The organism is Pseudomonas sp. R84 (assembly GCF_009834515.1).
Classification (GTDB): domain Bacteria; phylum Pseudomonadota; class Gammaproteobacteria; order Pseudomonadales; family Pseudomonadaceae; genus Aquipseudomonas.
The window spans coordinates 558772-580112 of record NZ_CP019426.1 but is presented as its reverse complement, the minus strand read 5'-3'; the positions used below and the strand labels follow the sequence as shown (position 1 = coordinate 580112).

Sequence of the window (21341 nt, the reverse complement as noted above, 5' to 3'; positions counted from 1 at the left end):
TTAATGAACCTCGACCACAGAGCCCTGCAACTTCTGCAAGGCATCGTTGACCGCGTCCGGCATCAGCTGGCGCAGGCAGTTGTAATGGCCGAAGCGGCAGGTACGGTCGAAGCACGGGCTGCAATCGAGGCCCAGACGCACCACTTCGACGTGTTCGGCCAACGGCGGGGTGAAGCCCGGCGAGGTCGAGCCGTAGACTGCCACCAATGGGCGGTTCAGCGCAGCGGCGACGTGCATCAGACCGGAATCGTTGGAGACCACCGAGTCGGCACAGGACATCAGGTCGATGGCTTCAGCCAGCGACGTGCCGCCGCTGAGGTTGACCGATTCTTCTCGCAGGCCCGGGATCAGCCGTGCGCGAATGTCTTCACCGACCGAGTGATCGTTTTTCGAACCGAACAACCACACCTGCCAGCCTTCGCGGATACATGCTTCGGCGACTTTCGCGTAGTGCTCGGACGGCCAGCGCTTCGATTCGCCGAACTCGGCGCCGGGGCACAAGGCCAACACTGGGCGGTCGAGCGTCAGGCCAAACTTGGCCAGTGCGGCGTCGCGGGTCACCGGGTCGATTTGCAGACTCGGACGTGGATAGGGTTTCGGCAGCTCGGCACTCGCTTCATAGGCCAACGCCATGAAACGCTCGATCATCAGTGGATAGCGTTGTTTATCGAGGGCGCGCACATCATTGAGCAAGCCGTAGCGGAACTCACCACGCCAGCCGGTGCGCTTCGGGATGCCGGCGAAAAACGGCACCAGCGCCGACTTCAATGAGTTGGGCAGTAGGATCGCCTGGTCGTACTGGCCGCGCAGGGACTTACCGATGCGCCGACGCGTTGCCAATTCCAGCGCGCCGTGACCGAGCGGAAAGCTCAAGGCCTTGCGCACTTCAGGCATGCGTTCAAGGATCGGCCGGCTCCACTCGGGGGCCAGCACGTCGATTTCGCATTGCGGGTGGCGCTGCTTGAGACACTGAAACAGTGTCTGCGCCATCACCATGTCACCGACCCAACTGGGCCCAACGATCAGAATATTCATGTGGTTTCCATAAACGAACCGGGGAGGCATTTACGCCTCCCCGCCTCGATAATCACTGTGGGAGCGGCATTGCTGGCGATGGGTCATTACCTTCAACATGACTGTCGACTGTCACTCCGCTATCGCGAGCAGGCTCGCTCCCACCTTTTGAATCTCATTGCCTTCATCGGCGCGCTATCAGCTTAGCCCCATCTCTTTCCATATCCGCAAAACCTGTCGCCGCTCTTCAACAAACTGGTCTCCTGCAATCACCCCGGCGTCCTTCTGCAAGGCCTGCCGGTGGGCGGCGGAGCGGTAGGCTTTATAGGCCTCGCGCAGCAGGCTGGCATCTTCGGCAGGCATCAGCCCTTCGTGCTCCAGCTCTTCCAGAATGCGGATGTTATCGGTCCAGCGCAGCAGTGGCGGGTGGCTTTGCGACCACGCCAGAGCCGCGTATTGCACCATAAATTCAATATCGACGATACCACCGGCGTCCTGCTTGAGGTCGAACGGCGCAGTGGCATCGAAGGCATTTGCTGCCGTACCAGCTGCGGTGCTCTTGGTGCCGAGGTTATCGCGCATCTTCGCGCGCATCTCGCTGACTTCCTGTTGCAACTTCGCCAGATCACGTGCCTTGCCCAGCACCTGGGCGCGAACCTTCTCGAACGCGTGACCGACATCCTGACTGCCGACCAGCACTCGCGCACGCACCAAGGCCTGATGTTCCCACGTCCAGGCTTCATTTTCCTGATAGCGGGCAAACGCACCCAGCGAGCTGACCAACAGCCCCGAGGCCCCGGATGGCCGCAGACGCATGTCCACTTCATAGAGCTGACCGGAGTTGGTCTGCGCCGTTAGCAGGTGAATGATCCGTTGCCCGAGCCGCGTGAAGAACTGCGCGCCATCGATCGACTTCGGTCCGTCGGTTTCCGCCTGCGGATCGCCGTCATGGATAAACACCAGATCCAGATCCGAACCATGCCCCAGTTCCAGGCCGCCGACTTTGCCATAACCGACAATGATGAAACCGGGATCGCACAAGGTGCCGTCGGTACGCAGTGGCGTGCCGTACTTGGCCACAGTCTGGCGCCAGGCCAGGGCCAGCACTTGCTCGAGAATCGCCTCGGCCAGCCAGGTCAGGTAATCGCTGACTTTCATCAGCGGCAGGCTGCCGGCAATTTCCGAGGCGGCGACGCGCAAGCGGTGCGCCAGTTTGAAATGGCGCAAGGCTTCCATTTGTTGTTCGAGGTCATCTTCGGGAATCCGCGTCAGCCGCTCGCGCAATTCAGCCGCCAGTTCCGGCGCCAAGGGCGGTTTGAACAAACGCCCTTCGTTAAGCAATTCATCCATCAGCAGCGGGAAGCGCGTGATCTGCTCTGCGATCCACGGGCTCGCCGCGCACAGCGTCAGCAAGCGTCGCAGCGCACCGGGGTTTTCCGTCAGCAAGACCAGATAAGCCGAACGCCGAGCGACCGCTTCGACCAGCGGCAACACCCGCTCAAGCACCAGATCCGGATTGGCATGCTCGACGGCCTGCGCCAACAGGCGCGGAATAAACGCATCAAGACGCTCACGCCCCAGCCGCTGCATCGCGCGCAACTGCGGACTGCTGCGCAATCCGGCCAGCGCCTTCAGAGCTTTGCTGGCATCGGCAAAACCGCCCTCCTCCAACTGCCGGCACGCCGCCTCTTCGTCCTGCGCCTCTTCCCACAGCGGCAGCCATTCACCGCCGACCATCACTTCGCTTTCGGTGCCTTCTTCCTCGTCGGGATCGGCAATCACCTGGGCGAAGTGCCAGGCGACGCGGCCACGCCAGAACATCAGTTTTTCGTGGAAGGCGTCCCAGTCGGCGAAACCGAGCATGAAGGCAATGCGCGCCTGATCCTGTGCGCCATCCGGCAGCATCTGGGTCTGGCGGTCGGCAATCGCCTGAATCGCGTGTTCGGTGTAGCGCAGAAACTCGTAGCCCTCGCGCAACTCGCTGATCACTGCCGGCGGCAGATAGCCCTGCCCCTCCAGCGTGCTCAATACCTTTAATAGAGGACGCTGCTGCAGGCTCAAGTCGCGGCCACCGTGGATCAGCTGAAAGGCCTGAGCAATAAACTCGACCTCACGAATCCCGCCGGAGCCCAGCTTGATGTTGTCGGCCATGCCCTTGCGCCGCACTTCCTGCTGGATCAGCTGCTTCATGGTGCGCAGCGCTTCGATTGCCGAGAAGTCCAGATAACGCCGATAAACGAACGGCCGCAGCATGTCGAGCAACTGCGCGCCCGCGACCTGATCGCCAGCGACCACCCGCGCCTTGATCATCGCGTAGCGTTCCCAGTCACGGCCCTGATCCTGGTAATACTGCTCCAGCGCGTTGAAGCTCAGCACCAGCGCGCCGGACGAACCGTACGGACGCAGGCGCATGTCGACGCGAAATACAAAGCCGTCAACGGTCATCGGATCCAGCGCCTTGATCAGGCGCTGGCCGAGGCGAATGAAAAATTCCTGATTATCCAGCGAGCGCTTCACGCCCACCGTTTCACCGCCCTCGGGGTAGGCGAAGATCAGATCGATATCCGAAGACAGGTTCAACTCGACGGCGCCGAGCTTGCCCATGCCGAGGATGACCATTTGCTGCGGCTCACCGCTGCGGCGGCCGGTCGGCGTACCGAACTGTTCGCAATGGCGGCTGTACAACCATTGATAAGCCTGGTCGATGGTGGCGTCGGCCATGTCCGAGAGATCGCGGCAGGTTTGCACCAGATCTGCCTGACGGGTGAGATCGCGCCAGATGATCCGCACTTGATGGCGAGCGCGCTGACGACGCAGGGCGCGACCGAGTTCATCTTCAGTCTGGGCAGCGTTCACCGCGGCGGCAATCTGCGCACACAATTCACCCGGCGCGAAAGCCCGGTCGAGTTCGCCAGACTGCGCCAGCGCAAGCAACATCAAAGGGTCACGAACGCTCTGTTCAATGACGAATTCGCTGGCAGCGGTGACGCGGGCGAACTGCGCCCAGCGCTCTGGCGTCCAGCTCGCGAAGCCGTGATCGTCCTCCAGCGTGGCGACGGCCGTACGGAACGACTGCTCGGATCGAGTGACCAACGGCAGGAGAATGGCGGGCAGTTCGGCAAGCACGGGCAGGGTCATGGTCTATCCTTGATCGGCGTGTAAATGGCCGCTTGTAGTGATTGGTGAAAACCCGCTACCCGGAGGACTGTCGAACAAAAGTTAGAAATAGCTGAAATTTCTTTCTCTTTGGCAGCGAACATCAAAGTTTCACCTTTTTCGGATGGCAAAAGACCAACCTTAACGATTATTCTCACAACGCAGCCGGAGGCCACAAGCCATTCTTCTGTAGTTTTACTACTCGTCTATACATTCGAAAGGCTGAAATGCCGGATGATTTGTAGTAAAACTACACGCCGCCGGAACAACCTATCGGCAATCCAAGAATTTTAAATCGTCTGCCCACAAGGCCAGTCGCAAACTCAGGCAACCGATTCTGGAAGCCTTTCCGCCCTGGAGCAAGCCATGCAAGACCTCGATCCCGTCGAAACCCAGGAATGGCTGGACGCCCTGGAATCGGTTCTCGACAAAGAAGGCGAAGACCGTGCTCACTATCTGATGACCCGTATGGGCGAACTCGCGACCCGCAGTGGCTCGCAGCTCCCTTACGCCATCACCACGCCTTACCGCAACACCATCCCGGTAACCCACGAAGCACGCATGCCTGGCGACCTGTTCATGGAACGCCGCATTCGCTCGCTGGTGCGCTGGAACGCGATGGCCATGGTAATGCGTACGAACCTGAAAGATTCTGACCTGGGTGGTCACATCTCCAGCTTCGCTTCCAGTGCGACCCTGTATGACATCGGCTTCAACTACTTCTTCCAGGCCCCGACCGACGAACACGGCGGCGACCTGATCTACTTCCAGGGCCACACCTCGCCAGGCGTTTACGCCCGTGCGTTCATGGAAGGCCGCATCACCGAAGACCAGATGAACAACTTCCGCCAGGAAGTCGACGGTCAGGGCCTGTCGTCCTATCCGCACCCTTGGCTGATGCCTGACTTCTGGCAGTTCCCGACCGTATCGATGGGTCTGGGTCCGATTCAAGCGATCTACCAGGCACGTTTCATGAAGTACCTGGAACACCGCGGCTTCATCCAGCCGGGCAAACAGAAAGTCTGGTGCTTCCTGGGCGACGGCGAGTGCGACGAGCCGGAATCCCTGGGCGCAATCTCCCTGGCCGGCCGCGAGAAGCTGGACAACCTGATCTTCGTCATCAACTGCAACCTGCAGCGCCTCGACGGCCCGGTTCGCGGCAACGGCAAGATCATCCAGGAACTCGAAGGCGTGTTCCGCGGTGCTCAGTGGAACGTGACCAAAGTCATCTGGGGCCGTTTCTGGGACCCACTGCTGGCCAAAGACGTCGACGGTATCCTGCAACGTCGCATGGACGAAGTCATCGACGGCGAGTACCAGAACTACAAAGCCAAAGACGGCGCGTTCGTCCGTGAACACTTCTTCAACACGCCAGAACTCAAGGCGATGGTTGCTGATCTGTCCGACGACGAGATCTGGAAACTCAACCGTGGCGGCCACGACCCGTACAAGGTCTATGCGGCTTACCACGAAGCGGTCAACCACAAAGAACAACCAACCGTCATCCTCGCCAAGACCATCAAGGGTTATGGCACCGGTGCCGGCGAAGCGAAAAACACTGCGCACAACACCAAGAAAGTCGACGTCGACAGCCTGAAGTTGTTCCGCGATCGTTTCGACATCCCGGTCAAGGACGAAGAGCTGGAGAACCTGCCGTTCTTCAAGCCAGAGCCAAACAGCGCCGAAGCCCGCTACCTCAGCGAGCGTCGCACTGCACTGGGCGGTTTCGTGCCTCAGCGCCGCGCACAAAGCTTCAGCGTGCCGACGCCGGACCTGGACACCCTCAAGGCCATCCTTGACGGTTCCGGCGACCGTGAAATTTCCACCACCATGGCTTTCGTGCGGATCCTCGCGCAACTGGTCAAGGACAAGGAAATCGGCCCGCGCATCGTTCCGATCATCCCGGACGAAGCCCGTACCTTCGGTATGGAAGGTATGTTCCGTCAGCTCGGTATCTACTCGTCCGTCGGCCAGCTCTACGAGCCAGTCGATAAAGACCAGGTGATGTTCTACAAGGAAGACCAGAAAGGTCAGATCCTTGAAGAAGGCATCAACGAAGCAGGCGCCATGAGCTCGTTCATCGCCGCCGGTACTTCGTACTCCAGCCACAACCAGCCGATGCTGCCGTTCTACATCTTCTACTCGATGTTCGGCTTCCAGCGTATTGGCGACCTGGCCTGGGCTGCCGGCGACAGCCGTACCCGTGGCTTCCTGATCGGCGGCACCGCCGGCCGGACCACCCTGAACGGTGAAGGCCTGCAACACGAAGACGGTCACAGCCACCTGTTGGCTGCAACCATCCCGAACTGCCGCACCTACGATCCAACCTACGGCTACGAGCTGGCGGTGATCATTCAGGACGGCATGAAGAAGATGACCGAAGAGCAACAGGACATCTTCTACTACATCACCGTGATGAACGAGTCGTACCAGCAGCCAGCCATGCCGGCCGGTGCCGAAGAAGGCATCAAGAAAGGCATGTACCTGCTCGAAGAAGACACTCGCGATGCGGCGCACCACGTCCAGCTGATGGGCTCCGGCACCATCCTGCGTGAAGTCCGTGAAGCGGCGAAGATTCTGCGTGAAGAGTTCAACGTCGGCGCTGACGTGTGGAGCGTTACCAGCTTCAACGAACTGCGTCGCGACGGCCTCGCTGTCGAGCGCAGCAACCGTCTGAAGCCGGGCCAAAAGCCTAAGCTGAGCTACGTCGAAGAGTGCCTGAACGGCCGTAAGGGTCCGGTCATCGCCTCTACCGACTACATGAAGCTGTTCGCCGAGCAGATCCGTCAGTGGGTACCGTCCAAGGAATTCAAAGTCCTCGGCACCGACGGTTTCGGCCGCAGCGACAGCCGCAAGAAACTGCGTCATTTCTTCGAAGTTGACCGTCATTTCGTGGTGTTGGCAGCCCTGGAAGCACTGGCTGACCGCGGTGATATCGAACCTAAAGTCGTGGCTGAGGCCATCGTCAAGTTCGGCATCGACCCGGAAAAACGCAACCCACTGGACTGCTGAGGAGACATTTTGTGAGCGAACTCATTCGCGTACCTGACATCGGCAGCGGTGAAGGTGAAGTAATTGAACTGTTTGTGAAGGTCGGCGACCGTATCGAAGCCGACCAGAGCATCCTGACCCTGGAATCGGACAAGGCCAGCATGGAAGTGCCGGCCCCGAAAGCCGGCGTCATCAAGAGCCTGAAAGTAAAGCTGGGCGACCGTCTGAAAGAAGGCGACGAACTGCTTGAGCTGGAAGTCGAGGGCGCCGCTGAAGCGGCCCCTGCTCCGGCTGCTGCGCCAGCTGCAAAAGCGGAGGCCAAACCGGCTGCCGCTCCTGCTGCTGCCGCGCCAGCTGCTGCCCCTGCTGCCGCTTCGGTTCAGCAAGTGCACGTGCCGGACATCGGTTCGTCGGGCAAGGCGCAGATCATCGAGATCCAGGTCAAGGTCGGCGACAAAGTCGAGGCTGATCAATCGCTGATCACCCTGGAATCCGACAAGGCGAGCATGGAAATCCCGTCGCCTGCCGCTGGCGTGGTCAAGGCCATCAGCGTCAAGCTCAACGACGAAGTCGGCACTGGCGACCTGATTCTGGATCTGGAAGTGGCGGGTGCTGCGGCCCCTGCGGCTGCCGCTCCGGCTCAGGCTGCTGCTCCGGCCGCTGCCGCTGCGCCTGCTCCGGCAGCCGCGCCAGCAGCTCCGGTTGCCGACAGCGTTCAGGACATCCACGTTCCGGACATCGGTTCGGCTGGCAAAGCCAAGATCATCGAAGTGTTGGTCAAGGCTGGCGACAGCGTTGAAGCCGACCAGTCGCTGATCACCCTGGAATCCGATAAGGCGAGCATGGAAATTCCATCGCCTGCCGCTGGCGTGGTGGAAAGCGTTTCCATCAAGCTGGATGACGAAGTCGGTACCGGCGACCTGATTCTGAAGCTGAAAGTCAAAGGCGCAGCCCCTGCTGCTGCCCCGGCTCCAGCTGCTGCTCCGAGCGCTCCGGCACCTGCCGCTGCTGCTCCGGCTGCCGCTGCACCTGCTGCCGCTCCAGCCGCCGCACCGGCTGCTACGCCAGCGAAACCGGGCGCGAAAGTTCACGCCGGCCCTGCCGTGCGTCAACTGGCCCGCGAGTTCGGCGTCGAGCTCAACGCTGTCGGCGCCAGCGGCCCGCACGGTCGTATCTTGAAAGAAGACGTGCAGGTTTACGTCAAAGCGATGATGCAGAAGGCCAAGGAAGCACCGGCCGCTGCTGCTGGCGCAACCGGTGGCGCGGGCATCCCGCCGATTCCGGTCGTCGACTTCAGCCGTTTCGGCGAAATCGAAGAAGTGCCGATGACTCGCCTGATGCAGATCGGCGCGTCGAGCCTGCACCGCAGCTGGCTGAACATCCCGCACGTGACTCAGTTCGATTCGGCCGATATCACCGAGCTGGAAGCGTTCCGCGTCGCGCAGAAAGCCGTTGCAGAGAAGGCTGGCGTCAAGCTGACCATCCTGCCGCTGCTGCTCAAGTCCTGCGCGCACATGCTCAAGGAACTGCCGGACTTCAACAGTTCGCTGGCACCAAGCGGCAAGGCGATCATCCGCAAGAAATACGTGAACATCGGCTTCGCCGTCGACACCCCGGATGGCCTGCTGGTACCGGTCATCAAGAACGTCGACCAGAAGAGCCTGCTGCAACTGGCAGCCGAAGCCGCTGCGCTGGCCGCCAAGGCCCGCGACAAGAAGCTTACCGCTGACGACATGCAAGGCGCCTGCTTCACCATTTCCAGCCTCGGCCACATTGGCGGCACCGGCTTCACGCCGATCGTCAACGCGCCGGAAGTGGCGATCCTCGGTGTTTCCAAGGCAACCATCCAGCCAGTCTGGGACGGCAAAGCCTTCCAGCCGAAACTGATGCTGCCGCTGTCGCTGTCCTACGATCACCGTGTGATCAACGGCGCCGCTGCCGCACGCTTCACCCAGCGTCTGGGCAGCCTGCTGGCGGACATCCGCACGATCCTGCTGTAACTCGATCGGCCCTCCGGCAACGGAGGGCCGATTGCTGCACCCTTTCGAGCGCCACACGCTCGTACCTCAACCCCGTCAGTTTGGCGGGGCTTTTTTTTGCCTGAAAAAACTCTCTTCTCGTCTTTTTCCCACAAGCCGTGCTGATTTCGGCCACAACCCTGGTCGACTTGGCCCCGATCTTTTTTATTCGATACACAACTAACCTAGGCACAGCAAAAACAACTAAGCAAACTTAAAAAACCTTCCTGTTTATTCAAATTCATTCGAATGGATTCGACATGTTAAAACCAACTATCGGCCCGATTGTCGGCCACGTTACAACTCGTCATGCACGCATATTCATGCGTGGCGATCGACAGAACAATGCATTGGTATTTGCCGGAATACGTTACCGCCCATCCGGCACAGAACAATGGTCTACCGGCAACTTCGCGCAGCTGAGTGAGCTGCGTGACATGTCGAAAGTTTTCGCCCTCAATAACTTGAGCGAAGATACCGAATATGAATATCAGGCCGGCTGGTTCAGTCCGATGAATCCGGTGCACACGCCGGACAGCGTCGCCGAACTGCCGCTGCAATGGCCGCGCGAGATCTATCGCCTGCGCACTCGGTCCAGCAAGCCCCTGCAGGCCAGAGCGTATATCATCGGCTCCTGCCGATACCTGCGCATGACCGCCGGCATCGCCTCCCTGCCACAATTGGGCGACCGGATCTTTGCATCCATCAATCAGATCATCGAAGGCATTCAGCCACCGATCAGTGCGGTATTGATGACTGGCGATCAAATTTATGTGGATGACTTGAACTTGATCGCACCGGACCGCGAATACAAAGACATCCTCAGTAAATACCGCGCTGCGTTTTCCCAACCGAATATCAAACGTTTGATGTCCGGCACTTCGACTTACATGATTCTCGATGATCACGAAATCGAAGACAACTGGCCCGCCAATGCGAGCAAGTCCGACGCCGACTTATACCGCAATGCAATGGCGGCTTATGAACTGTATCAGGCCAGTCACAGCCCGGTACATCCGCTGACAACTAACGGTGAAATAGATCACTCATCACTTGAGCATTACTGGTATCAATTCAGCGACGGCGATATCGAATGGTTTGTCACTGACAGTCGCACCCGCCGCAACTTGTCCGCCGATGATCGACGCATCCTCGACGAGGCACAGGAACAGGCGCTGCTCAAATGGCTGAGCAACAGCACGGCGCGGGTCAAGTTCGTGGTCACCAGCGTGATGTTCTATCCGGATCGAAAACTTCACGGCGATGACGCCTGGAAAGCCTTCCCCGAACAACGCTTGCGCTTGCTGGAAACCATCCGCACCCGGCGAATCAAGAATGTCGTGTTCATTTCGGGGGACGTGCATGGCTCGCTGACGGCTCGCTTGAGTCACAGTGAAGACCCGGATTTCGAAGTCCACACCGTGGTGTCCTCACCGCTGTGCAACAGCAAACTGCTGCCATATGCCAAAGCGTCCACGTTCATTCTCGATCAGCCGCTGGTGCGTACGGCGGCCGGCGATTATCGACATGAGCTGACCAGCACGGTGGTCAGCGAAGACAATTTCGCCCACATGGTGGTCGAGGCCGGGCAGATTCAGGTCAATTACCACGACCGCGATGGCAAACAGCTGCAGTCGATCGCCATAAAACTGCGCTAAGCCTTGAAGATCGCAGCCTTCGGCAGCTCCTGCAGAGGGCGCATTCCCCTGTAGACACTGGCGCAGGCTGCGATCTTTGGCTCTTTTCAACCATAGGCTGGAGAAATGTTCAGTGCAGCCGACATATTCTTATAGCACTTGGCCTTCATCTCTCTTGTCAGTCGGTGCCGCAATGATGCAACCTTGCCGCAGGCAACAGTAAAGAGGGCGCGAGCCCGGCGCGTTCAGCATATTTCCAAGCGAGTTCCCTTCATGAAGAGCCAACCCGATGCCGCCAGCCGTATGGCGGCCGAGGTAGTGACGCAGTTGCCTGTGCCCTCGCGGCTCGGCATGCTGCGTTTCGAGCGCTTGAATGAAGCCAGTTGGGCCATGCTGTTTCTCGATCCCAACTGCGAACGCCAGTTCGGTCAGCCGGCCGTCGAGCTTTGCGCGCTGGTCGGCTCACCCTACGCCAGCCTGATGGAACCCGAAGCGCGTTATCAACTGCACGACGCGATCCAGCAACAGCTGACCGCCAGCCCGCATTATCTGGTGCGATACACCCTGCACACCGCGGCCGGCGCGCTGAATATCCTGGAACTGGGCGAAGCCTACAAACAACACAATCGTCATCTGCTGCGTGGCTATCTGCTGGCGGTCGATCATGTCTTCGACGAAGCGCCGCCACTGCCCTCCGTTGACCTCGAAACCCAGAATTCCCGCCTGCAGATCGCCCTGGAACTCAACCAGCGCGCCCAGCAGGAACAACTGCAGCACCTGGAGCGCGTACGCGCCCAGCAGGACTTGATTCTGTTGCTCGCTCGTCAGCGTTACAGCACGCACAACTCGCTGCAGGAAGCCGCCGAACTGATCACCCGCTGCGCCTGCGATATCTATGAAATCGACTGCGCCAGCCTGTGGAACCTCGAAGGCCAGCAGCTGGTGCCGATTTCCGCGTACCACCGCGCGACCCAGGAATACATCCTCCCGGACGTGATCGACATCAGCAGCTTCCCCGATTACATGGAGGCCCTGCACGGCAGTCGCGCCATTGATGCGCACAACGCGATGCGCGACCCGCGCACCCGGGAGATGGCCGAAGCCCTGCGCCCGCGCGACGTCAACGCGATGCTCGATGCGAGTATTCGCGTCGATGGCCAAGTGGTCGGCGTGCTGTGCCTGGAGCAGACCGGCGTCACCCGCGCCTGGCAGTCCGACGAAATCGCTTTTGCCGGCGAGCTGGCCGATCAGTTCGCGCAAGTCATCAACAACCACAACCGCCGCACCGCCACCAGCGCCCTGCACCTGTTCCAGCGTGCAGTCGAGCAAAGCGCCAACGCGTTTTTGCTGGTCAATTGCGACGGCGTGGTCGAGTACGTCAATCCAAGTTTTACCGCGATCACCCAGTACACCACCGAGGAAGTCCACGGCCAGCGTCTGTCCGAGCTGCCGGCGCTGGAAAACCTCAGTGAACTGTTGTTCGACGCGCCCTCGGCGCTGGCCAAAAGCAACAGCTGGCAGGGCGAATTCAAAAGCCGCCGCAAGAATCTCGAACCGTACTGGGGCCAGTTGTCGATCTCCAAGGTCTATGGCGACAACCGCGAGCTGACGCACTACATCGGCATCTACGAAGACATCACCCAGACCAAACTGGCGCAGCAGCGCATCGAGCGTCTGGCGTACACCGACAACCTGACCAACCTCGGCAATCGCCCGGCGTTTATCCGCAATCTCGACGAACGCTTCGCCCGCGACAGCGATACGCCGATCAGCCTGTTGCTGGTGGACATCGACAACTTCAAGCGGATCAACGACAGCCTCGGTCACCAGACCGGCGACAAACTGCTGATCAGTCTGGCCCGGCGTCTGCGCAACAGCCTCAGCCCGAGCGGCAGCCTCGCGCGGTTCGCCAGTAACGAGTTTGCCGTGTTGCTCGACGATACCGATCTGGCGACCGGCCAGCAGATCGCCAACCAGTTGCTGGCGACGCTGGATAAACCGATGTTCGTTGACAACCAGTTGATCAGCGTTACCGGCTCGGTCGGCCTTGCGTGCGCGCCACTTCACGGTCGCGACCCGCAAACGCTGATGCGTAACGCCGGTCTGGCGCTGCACAAAGCCAAGGCCAACGGCAAACATCAGGTGCAAGTCTTTACCGAGGCGCTGAACGCCGAGGCCAGTTACAAACTGTTCGTTGAAAACAACCTGCGCCGCGCTCTGACTCAGAACGAGCTGGACGTGTTCTACCAGCCCAAGCTGTGCCTGCGCAGCGGGCGCCTGCTGGGCATGGAAGCGCTGTTGCGCTGGAACCACCCGGAACGCGGCATGATCCGTCCGGACCAGTTCATCAGCGTCGCCGAAGAGACGGGGCTGATCATTCCGATCGGCAAGTGGATCGCCCGCCAGGCCTGCCGTATGAGCAAAGCGCTGACCGCTGCGGGGATGGGCAATCTGCAAGTGGCGATCAACCTGTCGCCGAAACAGTTTTCCGACCCGGATCTGGTTGCCTCCATCGCCAACATCCTCAAGGAAGAAGCGCTGCCGGCCTATCTGCTCGAACTGGAGCTGACCGAAGGCCTGCTGCTGGAAGCCACCGAAGACACGCACTTGCAACTCGACCAGCTCAAACGCCTCGGGCTGACGCTGGCCATGGACGACTTCGGCACCGGTTACTCGTCGCTGAGCTATTTGAAGAAATTCCCGATCGACATCATCAAGATCGATCGCAGCTTCATCCATGAAATCCCCGACAACCAGGACGACATGGAAATCACCTCGGCGGTGATCGCCATGGCGCACAACCTGAAACTCAAGGTCGTGGCCGAAGGCATCGAGACCGCCGAACAACTGGCGTTCCTGCGTCGCCACCGTTGCGACGTCGGCCAGGGTTACCTGTTCGACCGGCCGATCCCGGGCGGCGAACTGATCCAGGCGCTGAAGCGCTACCCGCGCGGCCCGTTGTGCCTATAAACACCGCAAATCCCTTGTAGGAGTGAGCCTGCTCGCGATAGCGGTGTGTCAGCAACAAACCCTCTGACTGACCCACCGCTATCGCGAGCAGGCTCACTCCTACAATGTTGTGCGAGTACCAGCACATTTTGGGTAGTGATTAACCGGGCATCATTGGGCACACTGGCGGTCTGACTTTTTACATCCAACCTGACTGAGAGGAACGATCATGGTTCTGCGCTCGGAAATTCTGGTGAACAAAAACGTGCTCCCGACTAAAGAACAAGCTCTGCCCGGCCGCGAAACCGCGATGACCCTGCCTGAAAAGCACTTCGTTTTCGAAGAAACCCCGCTGCTTGGCCCGTTTTTCCAGGACGTCGATTTTGCAATTTTCGGTCTGGGTTGCTTCTGGGGCGCCGAGCGGCGCTTCTGGCAGCGTGAAGGCGTGGTCAGCACGGTCGTCGGTTACGCCGGCGGTTTCACGCCGAATCCGACCTACGAAGAAGTCTGCTCGGGCCTGACCGGCCACGCTGAAGTGGTGCTGGTGGTGTATGACAAGGCCAAAGTCAGCTACGAAGAGCTGCTGACGATGTTCTGGGAACTGCACAACCCGACACAGGGCATGCGTCAGGGCAACGACATCGGTACGCAGTACCGCTCGGTGATCTACGCGACCTCGCCTGAGCATCTGGATGCGGCGCTGAAAAGCAAGGCGACCTATCAGGCCGAGCTGTCGAAGGCAGGTCTGGGGGAAATCAGCACTGAGATCGAACAGGCGCCGACCGTGTACTTCGCCGAGGCGTATCACCAGCAGTATCTGGCGAAGAATCCAGAGGGTTACTGCGGGATTGGCGGCACCGGCGTGTGCATGCCAGCGAGCCTGGCAGGCAATTAAATCCTGAAAGCAAAAGATCGCAGCCTTCGGCAGCTCCTACAGGAGACCAGTGATCGTCCGCACATTGGTGGACGCCGCCGAACCGTGTAGGAGCTGCCGCAGGCTGCGATCTTTTGATCTTGCCGTTGATCAGCTCTCGGCAATCAACCAATCCATCTGCCACCCGCCCTGAGTCTGCCCAAGCTTCTTCGATAACCACGGCAACAACTCACGCAATTCTTCCTCCAGCCCCCACGGCGGATTGGCAATCGCCATGCCCGAGCCGTTCAGGCTGTTCGGCGTATCCAGCGGGTGCACCAGCAATTCCACGCGCAACAACTTCGGCGCACCGGTGCCAGCCAGATCCTGATAGAAACGGCGCAGCGCACGCTGGTCCTTCACCGGATACCAGATCGCCGCCACGGTTTGACGCATCCGGCCAATCGCCTCTTTCAACGACGCCGCGCAACGCTGCATCTCGTCGAGCTGCTCGAACGGCGGATCAATCAACATCACTGCGCGTTTCTCCTGCACCGGCAGCATCGCTCGTGCAACGTGCCAGCCCTCGCCGAGATGAACTTTGACCCGACGATCACCGGCCATGTTGTCCTTGAGCAGCACGCCGTCTTCCGGGTGCTTCTCGTTGAGCATCACCCGATCCTGCGGGCGGGTCAGGCGCCGCGCCAGCTCCGGCGAACCCGGGTAGTAGCGCAGCTGGCCATCCGGGTTCATCTCGTGCAACACCTTCATGTAGTCGGCGGTCAGCGCCGGCAGATCCGGCTGATCCCACAAGCGCGCGATGCCTTCCAGGTACTCACCGGTACGGTTGGCCTGATCGCCCTGCAAGTCATACAGGCCGATGCCGGCGTGCGTGTCGAGATAGGCAAACGGCTGCTCCTTGCGCGACATCAGGGCGATGAGGCGGGTCAAGGTCAGGTGTTTGAACACATCGGCATGATTGCCGGCATGGAAGGCGTGACGATAATTCATGGCTGCTCCTGCGAAGGGCGCAAAGTTTACCTTTTACCGGGCGGCAAGTCAGGGGTTCGCAGCCGAGCGGACAAAAGCCTGCCCTCACCCTAGCCCTCTCCCGGAGGGAGAGGGGACTGACCGAGTGATCTTGCGAGTTACATCGACCTGAAAGATCAGCGGGATCTCAGGCTTGGCCAAGCGAAGATCAGCGCGGAAGTCGGCGCACATCGCCCAGACAACTCGGTCCGCCCCCTGAAACAACAACTCCATCCAGGCTTGGCCAAGCCAAATTCACCACTGAAGTCGCAGGTCGGCGTACATCACCCAGACAACTCGGTCAGTCCCCTCTCCCTCTGGGAGAGGGTTAGGGTGAGGGGCTTTGCTTTTATGGCGCGGCGCGCAGGCGCCTGCCGATGACATCGAGCACATCGCAGCCGTCACGCAGAGGAATCACGCAGAGCTGGGCGAAATCGCTGAGGATGACGGAGTCGCATTCGACCGAGCCGCGCATGCACATGTTTTCCAGGACCTGGATCACCGCGCGCAGGCGGTGGTTGGCGGCGTCCATAAGGATGTCGAGGGGCACGTGGGTGTCGATGAACAGGGTGGGCATGTCGCTGCAATTGCCGGTCAGGGCCATGAAGCGGTTGTCGGGATGGGGAATGATTTTTTCGTAGGGTGGAGCCGTTCGTATTGTCGTCATTTCTATCTTCCATAGAGTGTAAAAGTGAACTGCCGCATTCCTTCCTACGGGATTGGGTGGCAGCCGTGCGCGGGAGTAGGAAACCGACCCATGGAATTCGGCCACGCCGAAGCGTGTCCCGCACACAGCCGCCGCTGACGACATTGCTCACACAAGTTACGTGCCGCAATTCAAACAACAGCGCTGATGCACCACAGGTAGAGGGCTCCTACACCCTGTCACCACTCTCGCAGTGACAACGAAAAGACTATCCCTGCAACCCACCGCCCACCAGTTCATGAAAACCGCCGCAACTCGAAGGAATCGTCCGAGACCTTCGCCCCGAAAACTCATTCCGACTCTGCCAGCAAAAACGCCAGCAACACCGATTGCGACGATTCTTCCGACATTGAAACCTGAAAAAACCGCCTGACCTTGCAACGCAAAACCGCCTCGGGAAAGGCCTCGAAGACTGCCGGACACTCTTCGCTCAACCACTGCAACGCATTGGCTGTTCGAACGTCATTGCCCTGCTGCGCCAGCACCGATTCCGGCACCTGCCACCAAGGAAATATCCGCCCCGAAACCTGCGCCCTGCCACCGATATCCAGCGCCTGCCCATTGATCAAGCAACGCCCGATCAGCGGAAACAGTTGCGCCGCATCCACCTCATCGGCCTGAAGAATCGGCAACAGAAACCGCCCATCCCAGAAACGAAAAAACACCGTTTTGCCGTCAGGCAACAGCACTTGGGTGAGGCTGCGAAAGTGCGCCAACACCTCTTCAAGACTCGCCGCAGACACCGCCAGCCACCCCCAATCCTGCGACTCGTTGGTTGCAACCCAATGCAGAAACTCACTGTCGGTGGCGACAATTCCCACGTAAGGCATCACCGCATCCCACTCGGCATAGATCGTCTCGGCCCAGATCGGGCTCGCCGTGTCTGGCCAACCCTCAAGCGGCTTCGCCTCGCTGGCATTGCTGAACACCGCGAACAATTGCTCGGATGCTTGCAAAGGTTCGCGCGCCAACCAATCGGCAGGCAAAAGAAAATCAGGCTGCACAGAGACCGTCCTTGCAACGCTCGCACTCTTCGCAGAATGGCGCATCACCCTTGAAACTCATGATTTGTGCAGCGGTGAGCATGGCAGCCGGCGCGGCGGCGAGTTTCTCCAGCAATCCCGGTACAACCGGCGCGGCACTCATCGCCGCCATCGCTGCGCCGCCCACGACAATCGGCACGCTGCTGAAAATGCCACCCGGGCCGATGTTGATCCATTGCCCGCCAGCCTGAATCGTCGCACTCGCGCCGCCGTCGATGACCACTTGCTGACCAGCGCTGACGTGGAATTGCCCACTGGCGCTGATCGCTTGATTACTCACGCGAACATGACGGTCGCCGGTCACGCTCAGATGATCGTCCTGCCTCACTTCGGTCTGGCGCTGACCGTGGGTGATGCGCTGTTCATCAGCCTTCAACTCATGCCGCGCGGTGCCGGTGACGACGATGCTGCGCTGGTTATCAACCTGCACCTGTTGATCGTTCAACACATGCTGCGTCCAGTTACGCTGGGCGCGCAGATAGATTTCCTCAGCGCCTTTCTTATCCTCTATGCGCAGTTCGTTGTAGCCACCGCCGCCGGGGCTGCTCTGACTGCGGAAAATGCTACGAGTCTTGTCCGCCGGCAGATCCAGCGGAATCGGCGTCGCGGCATTGGGCAGGCAGCCCACGACCAAAGGTTTGTCGGCGTCGGCATCGATGAAACCGACCAGCACTTCCATACCGACTCGCGGAATCAACACACTGCCGTAACGGTCGTGCGCCCAATTAGTGGCAACGCGCAGCCAGCAACTGGAATGCTCATTCAATTCACCGTCGCGATCCCAAGCCAGTTGCACCTTGACCCGGCCGTACTCGTCGCAGTGGATTTCGGTATCTTTCGGCCCGGTCACAACCGCTGGTTGATAACCAGGCATGCGTGGTTTTTCCGGCCCCAGCGCCGGGCGGAAAAACACGTCCCACGGCGTGGCGAGAAAGGTATTACGGTAACCCTGAAATCCCTCGCCATCGCTGGTCACCGATTCTTCCAGTACTTGCGGCTGACGGCCGTGGTGTTCAACGGCGGTCAACAGCCACAGGTCATTCCAGCCGTCGCGCGGATGCTCGCTCAGTTGCAGGAAATGTCCGCAAACCAGTGCGGATTCGTCGCTGATGCCTTCGGCCTGACGATAATCGGCGATATGTCGCTCAAGTGCGCGCTGGGCGAGATGCTTGCCGGTCTCCCGATCATTGAATTGGCCAGGGAAGTGATAGTCCTCCAGCACCGGGCGCTGCTCAGCGTCGACACGACTTTGCAACTGCAGTCGCGGCTTGATGAAATTGTAATCACGCCGTGTGACCACGCTGGTGCGGGTTTCCACGCGAACATTGAAACGCTGAATCGCCGGCGCACCAGCGGACATGCCGCTGCCCGGCAGATAAACCGTCGGCTCGGCCAGACGCGGGAACACGGTCTGGTCATCGCCGAACACCAATAGGTGACCTTGCGGGCTGTGCTGAAAGTGGTAATGAATGCCCACCTCGGCACACAGGCGCTGAATAAACGCCAGATCGCTCTCGGCGTACTGCACGCAATACTCACGAACCGGGTATTCACTGCCTAACCGAAAATCGAAAGCATCACGAAGGATCGCGTGGTCCTTAAGCACCTGCGCAACAATTTGCGGCACGCTCTGATGCTGGAAAATCCGCTGATTGATGCGGTGTCCCAGATACGTCAGACGTGGCACGAGGCTTAAGTGATAGCGCGTCAGACGTTTCCCCGAATCGCCCTGCCCGACCTGATAAATCTGACCGTGGATACCGGAACCCTGAGCATCCAGATTCAGAAACGCCTGACAATGCAGCAGGCTTTCGAGATCCAGATCCGGTCGTTCACTGACCAGTTCCAGCTCGAAACGAAAGGGTTGACTGATGGCTTCCTTGCCCGTGAACTCAAGGACTTTGAGGTCATGTTGGGCGCCTTCGAGGGTCAACGTGAAACGCGGTTGATTGGCAGGCGCGAACATCCGATGTCTCTCTGCAGTGTGAGGGCGGGCGATTCTGCATGAGGGGCAACGGGGGATGAATGGGTGACGAGAAAATCAGATTTGCCCTACCTTCATTGACGAAAAACCCTGCAAAAAGCGGCGCTTTCAACTACAGACAAATCCCTCAAGTCATCCATAGAACCCTGTGGGAGCTGGCTTGCCAGCGATAGCGATGTGTCAGTTACTGAATGTTCTGAATGTGCCGCCCTCATCGCTGGCAAGCCAGCTCCCACAGGTTTCTTCAGCGTCGGCAAGAAATCACAGGCACAAAAAAACGGCCCGTATCCTGTAGGAAACGGGCCGTTTTCGGGTGAGCCTCAGCTCAGAACAATCACTTGTTCAGGTGGAAATCTTTTTCCGCCGCTTCGAAGCGCTGCACCATGCCTCTGGTCGGCTCGCCCATCTTGCTGACGATGTAGATGGCCAGGCTGGCGAAGATGAAGCCCGGGATGATTTCGTAAAGACCCAGCAGTTCGAAATGCTTCCAGACCACCACGGTGATCGCGCCGACCAGAATACCGGCCAGTGCGCCGTCGCGGGTCATACCTTTCCAGATCACCGAGATCAGTACAACCGGACCGAACGCAGCACCAAAGCCGGCCCAAGCGTAGGACACCAGGCCCAGTACGCGGTTTTCCGGGTTGGCGGCCAAGGCGATCGCGATCAGTGCAACCAACAGCACCATGGCGCGGCCGACCCAGACCAGTTCAACCTGGGAGGCGGATTTACGCAGGAAGGTTTTGTAGAAGTCTTCGGTCAGGGCGCTTGAGCACACCAGCAACTGGCAGCTCAGGGTGCTCATCACCGCAGCCAGAATGGCCGACAGCAAAACACCGGCAATCCAAGGGTTGAAGAGGATCTTGGCCAGTTCGATGAACACACGCTCGTGGTTCTCGGTCACGGGACCGGCCACTTCCGGGTGTGCCGAGAAGTAGGCGATGCCGAAGAAGCCCACGGCCACGGTGCCGCCCAGGCACAGGATCATCCAGGTCATGGAAATGCGACGCGCCTTGGCGATCGATTTCACCGAATCCGCGGCCATGAAACGCGCGAGGATGTGCGGCTGACCGAAGTAGCCCAGACCCCAGCCCATCAGCGAGATAATGCCGATAAAAGTGGTGCCTTTAAGCATGTTGAAGTTGCTTGGATCTTGCGCTTCGATGGCCAGGAACGTGGTGTCGACGCCGCCGGTGGCCAGCAGAACAATGATCGGCGTAAGGATCAGCGCAAAAATCATCAGCGTGGCTTGTACGGTGTCGGTCCAGCTCACGGCCAGGAAACCACCGATAAAGGTGTAGGCAATCGTCGCCGCAGCACCGGCCCACAGCGCCGTCTCGTAGGACATGCCGAAGGTGCTTTCGAACAGACGGGCACCGGCCACAATGCCGGAAGCGCAGTAGATGGTGAAGAACACCAGAATCACGATCGCCGAGATGATCCGCAGCAGGCCGCTTTTGTCTTCAAATCGGCTGGCGAAGTAGTCCGGCAGGGTCAGGGCGTCGCCGTTGTGCTCGGTCTGCACGCGCAGACGGCCGGCAACGAACAGCCAGTTCAGGTAGGCACCGATGATCAGACCGATGGCGATCCAGCTTTCGGACAGACCGGACATGTAGATGGCGCCTGGCAGGCCCATCAGCAACCAGCCGCTCATGTCGGAGGCACCGGCAGACAGCGCGGTGACGACGCTGCCGAGGCTGCGACCGCCAAGAATATAGTCAGAAAGGTTGTTGGTGGAGCGATAGGCCATCAAGCCGATCAGCACCATTGCTGCGATGTAGATCACGAACGTGATCAGGGTTGGATTGCTTACGCTCATTGAGTTACGCCCTGGCTTTGTTTTTATGTAGCGGCGGTGGTGAACCGCACGCAAACGACGACGTTTGGCAGACGATCCGGGATCCCGCGCATTTAGGACTGATGTTTCCCCAGGAAAGCCATCAGCCGGTACACCGGGTTAT

At 59.6% G+C, this 21341-nt stretch carries 12 protein-coding genes; 5 read left to right on the top strand and 7 right to left on the bottom strand.

The features are described 5' to 3' along the window. Together waaF and glnE are read right to left on the bottom strand one after the other, a co-directional pair. A complete protein-coding gene (gene waaF, locus PspR84_RS02590; RefSeq protein ID WP_160055225.1) occupies positions 1-1035 on the bottom strand; it encodes a lipopolysaccharide heptosyltransferase II in 1035 nt (344 codons plus the stop codon). Positions 1036-1212: 177 nt separating this feature from the next. Next, positions 1213-4152 carry a bifunctional [glutamate--ammonia ligase]-adenylyl-L-tyrosine phosphorylase/[glutamate--ammonia-ligase] adenylyltransferase gene (gene glnE / locus PspR84_RS02585; RefSeq protein ID WP_160055223.1) on the bottom strand — a complete coding sequence of 980 codons (2940 nt, stop codon included), beginning with the start codon at positions 4150-4152 and terminating at the stop codon, positions 1213-1215. Positions 4153-4536: 384 nt separating this feature from the next. On the opposite strand from glnE, the gene aceE reads away from it, so the two are divergent. The 5 genes from aceE (at position 4537) to msrA (ending at position 14660) form a co-directional block, all read left to right on the top strand. After that, positions 4537-7182 (top strand): pyruvate dehydrogenase (acetyl-transferring), homodimeric type, encoded by a 2646-nt coding sequence (gene aceE / locus PspR84_RS02580; RefSeq protein WP_007915682.1) that lies wholly within the window; start codon positions 4537-4539, stop codon positions 7180-7182. Positions 7183-7193: 11 nt separating this feature from the next. After that, on the top strand, positions 7194-9161 hold the full coding sequence (gene aceF / locus PspR84_RS02575; RefSeq protein WP_160055220.1) for a dihydrolipoyllysine-residue acetyltransferase: 1968 nt from the start codon (positions 7194-7196) through the stop codon (positions 9159-9161). A gap of 278 nt (positions 9162-9439) precedes the next feature. Then, on the top strand, positions 9440-10837 hold the full coding sequence (locus tag PspR84_RS02570) for an alkaline phosphatase D family protein (RefSeq protein ID WP_160055217.1): 1398 nt from the start codon (positions 9440-9442) through the stop codon (positions 10835-10837). Positions 10838-11089: 252 nt separating this feature from the next. Beyond that, complete coding sequence (locus PspR84_RS02565; RefSeq protein WP_160055214.1) at positions 11090-13786, top strand: GGDEF and EAL domain-containing protein; 2697 nt, start codon at positions 11090-11092, stop codon at positions 13784-13786. A 208-nt stretch (positions 13787-13994) separates the two neighbouring features. Further along, positions 13995-14660 (top strand): peptide-methionine (S)-S-oxide reductase MsrA, encoded by a 666-nt coding sequence (msrA, locus tag PspR84_RS02560; RefSeq protein ID WP_160055211.1) that lies wholly within the window; start codon positions 13995-13997, stop codon positions 14658-14660. Positions 14661-14789: 129 nt separating this feature from the next. On the opposite strand, the gene rlmJ is transcribed toward msrA, so the two are convergent. The 5 genes from rlmJ to putP all read right to left on the bottom strand — a co-directional run bounded on the left by rlmJ (position 14790) and on the right by putP (position 21199). Next, complete coding sequence (gene rlmJ, locus PspR84_RS02555; RefSeq protein ID WP_007915674.1) at positions 14790-15629, bottom strand: 23S rRNA (adenine(2030)-N(6))-methyltransferase RlmJ; 840 nt, start codon at positions 15627-15629, stop codon at positions 14790-14792. A 367-nt stretch (positions 15630-15996) separates the two neighbouring features. Then, entirely contained in the window at positions 15997-16314 is a 318-nt protein-coding gene (locus PspR84_RS02550; RefSeq protein ID WP_160055208.1) for a hypothetical protein, read from the bottom strand. A 329-nt stretch (positions 16315-16643) separates the two neighbouring features. Then, entirely contained in the window at positions 16644-17357 is a 714-nt protein-coding gene (locus PspR84_RS02545) for a DUF4123 domain-containing protein (RefSeq protein WP_160055205.1), read from the bottom strand. After that, on the bottom strand, positions 17347-19362 hold the full coding sequence (locus tag PspR84_RS02540) for a type VI secretion system tip protein VgrG (protein ID WP_160055202.1): 2016 nt from the start codon (positions 19360-19362) through the stop codon (positions 17347-17349). The genes PspR84_RS02545 and PspR84_RS02540 overlap by 11 nt, the downstream gene beginning before the upstream one ends. A 352-nt stretch (positions 19363-19714) precedes the next feature. Continuing rightward, on the bottom strand, positions 19715-21199 hold the full coding sequence (gene putP, locus PspR84_RS02535; RefSeq protein WP_160055199.1) for a sodium/proline symporter PutP: 1485 nt from the start codon (positions 21197-21199) through the stop codon (positions 19715-19717). Positions 21200-21341: the final 142 nt, after the last annotated feature.

Bases quoted from the DNA above. Each gene is read 5' to 3' on its own strand.
- putP (WP_160055199.1), bottom strand. From the start codon at position 21,199: ATGAGCGTAAGCAATCCAACCCTGATCACGTTCGTGATCTACATCGCA.
- waaF (WP_160055225.1), bottom strand. From the start codon at position 1,035: ATGAATATTCTGATCGTTGGGCCCAGTTGGGTCGGTGACATGGTGATG.
- PspR84_RS02565 (WP_160055214.1), top strand. From the start codon at position 11,090: ATGAAGAGCCAACCCGATGCCGCCAGCCGTATGGCGGCCGAGGTAGTG.
- glnE (WP_160055223.1), bottom strand. From the start codon at position 4,152: ATGACCCTGCCCGTGCTTGCCGAACTGCCCGCCATTCTCCTGCCGTTG.
- PspR84_RS02570 (WP_160055217.1), top strand. From the start codon at position 9,440: ATGTTAAAACCAACTATCGGCCCGATTGTCGGCCACGTTACAACTCGT.
- msrA (WP_160055211.1), top strand. From the start codon at position 13,995: ATGGTTCTGCGCTCGGAAATTCTGGTGAACAAAAACGTGCTCCCGACT.
- rlmJ (WP_007915674.1), bottom strand. From the start codon at position 15,629: ATGAATTATCGTCACGCCTTCCATGCCGGCAATCATGCCGATGTGTTC.
- PspR84_RS02540 (WP_160055202.1), bottom strand. From the start codon at position 19,362: ATGTTCGCGCCTGCCAATCAACCGCGTTTCACGTTGACCCTCGAAGGC.
- aceE (WP_007915682.1), top strand. From the start codon at position 4,537: ATGCAAGACCTCGATCCCGTCGAAACCCAGGAATGGCTGGACGCCCTG.
- PspR84_RS02550 (WP_160055208.1), bottom strand. From the start codon at position 16,314: ATGACGACAATACGAACGGCTCCACCCTACGAAAAAATCATTCCCCAT.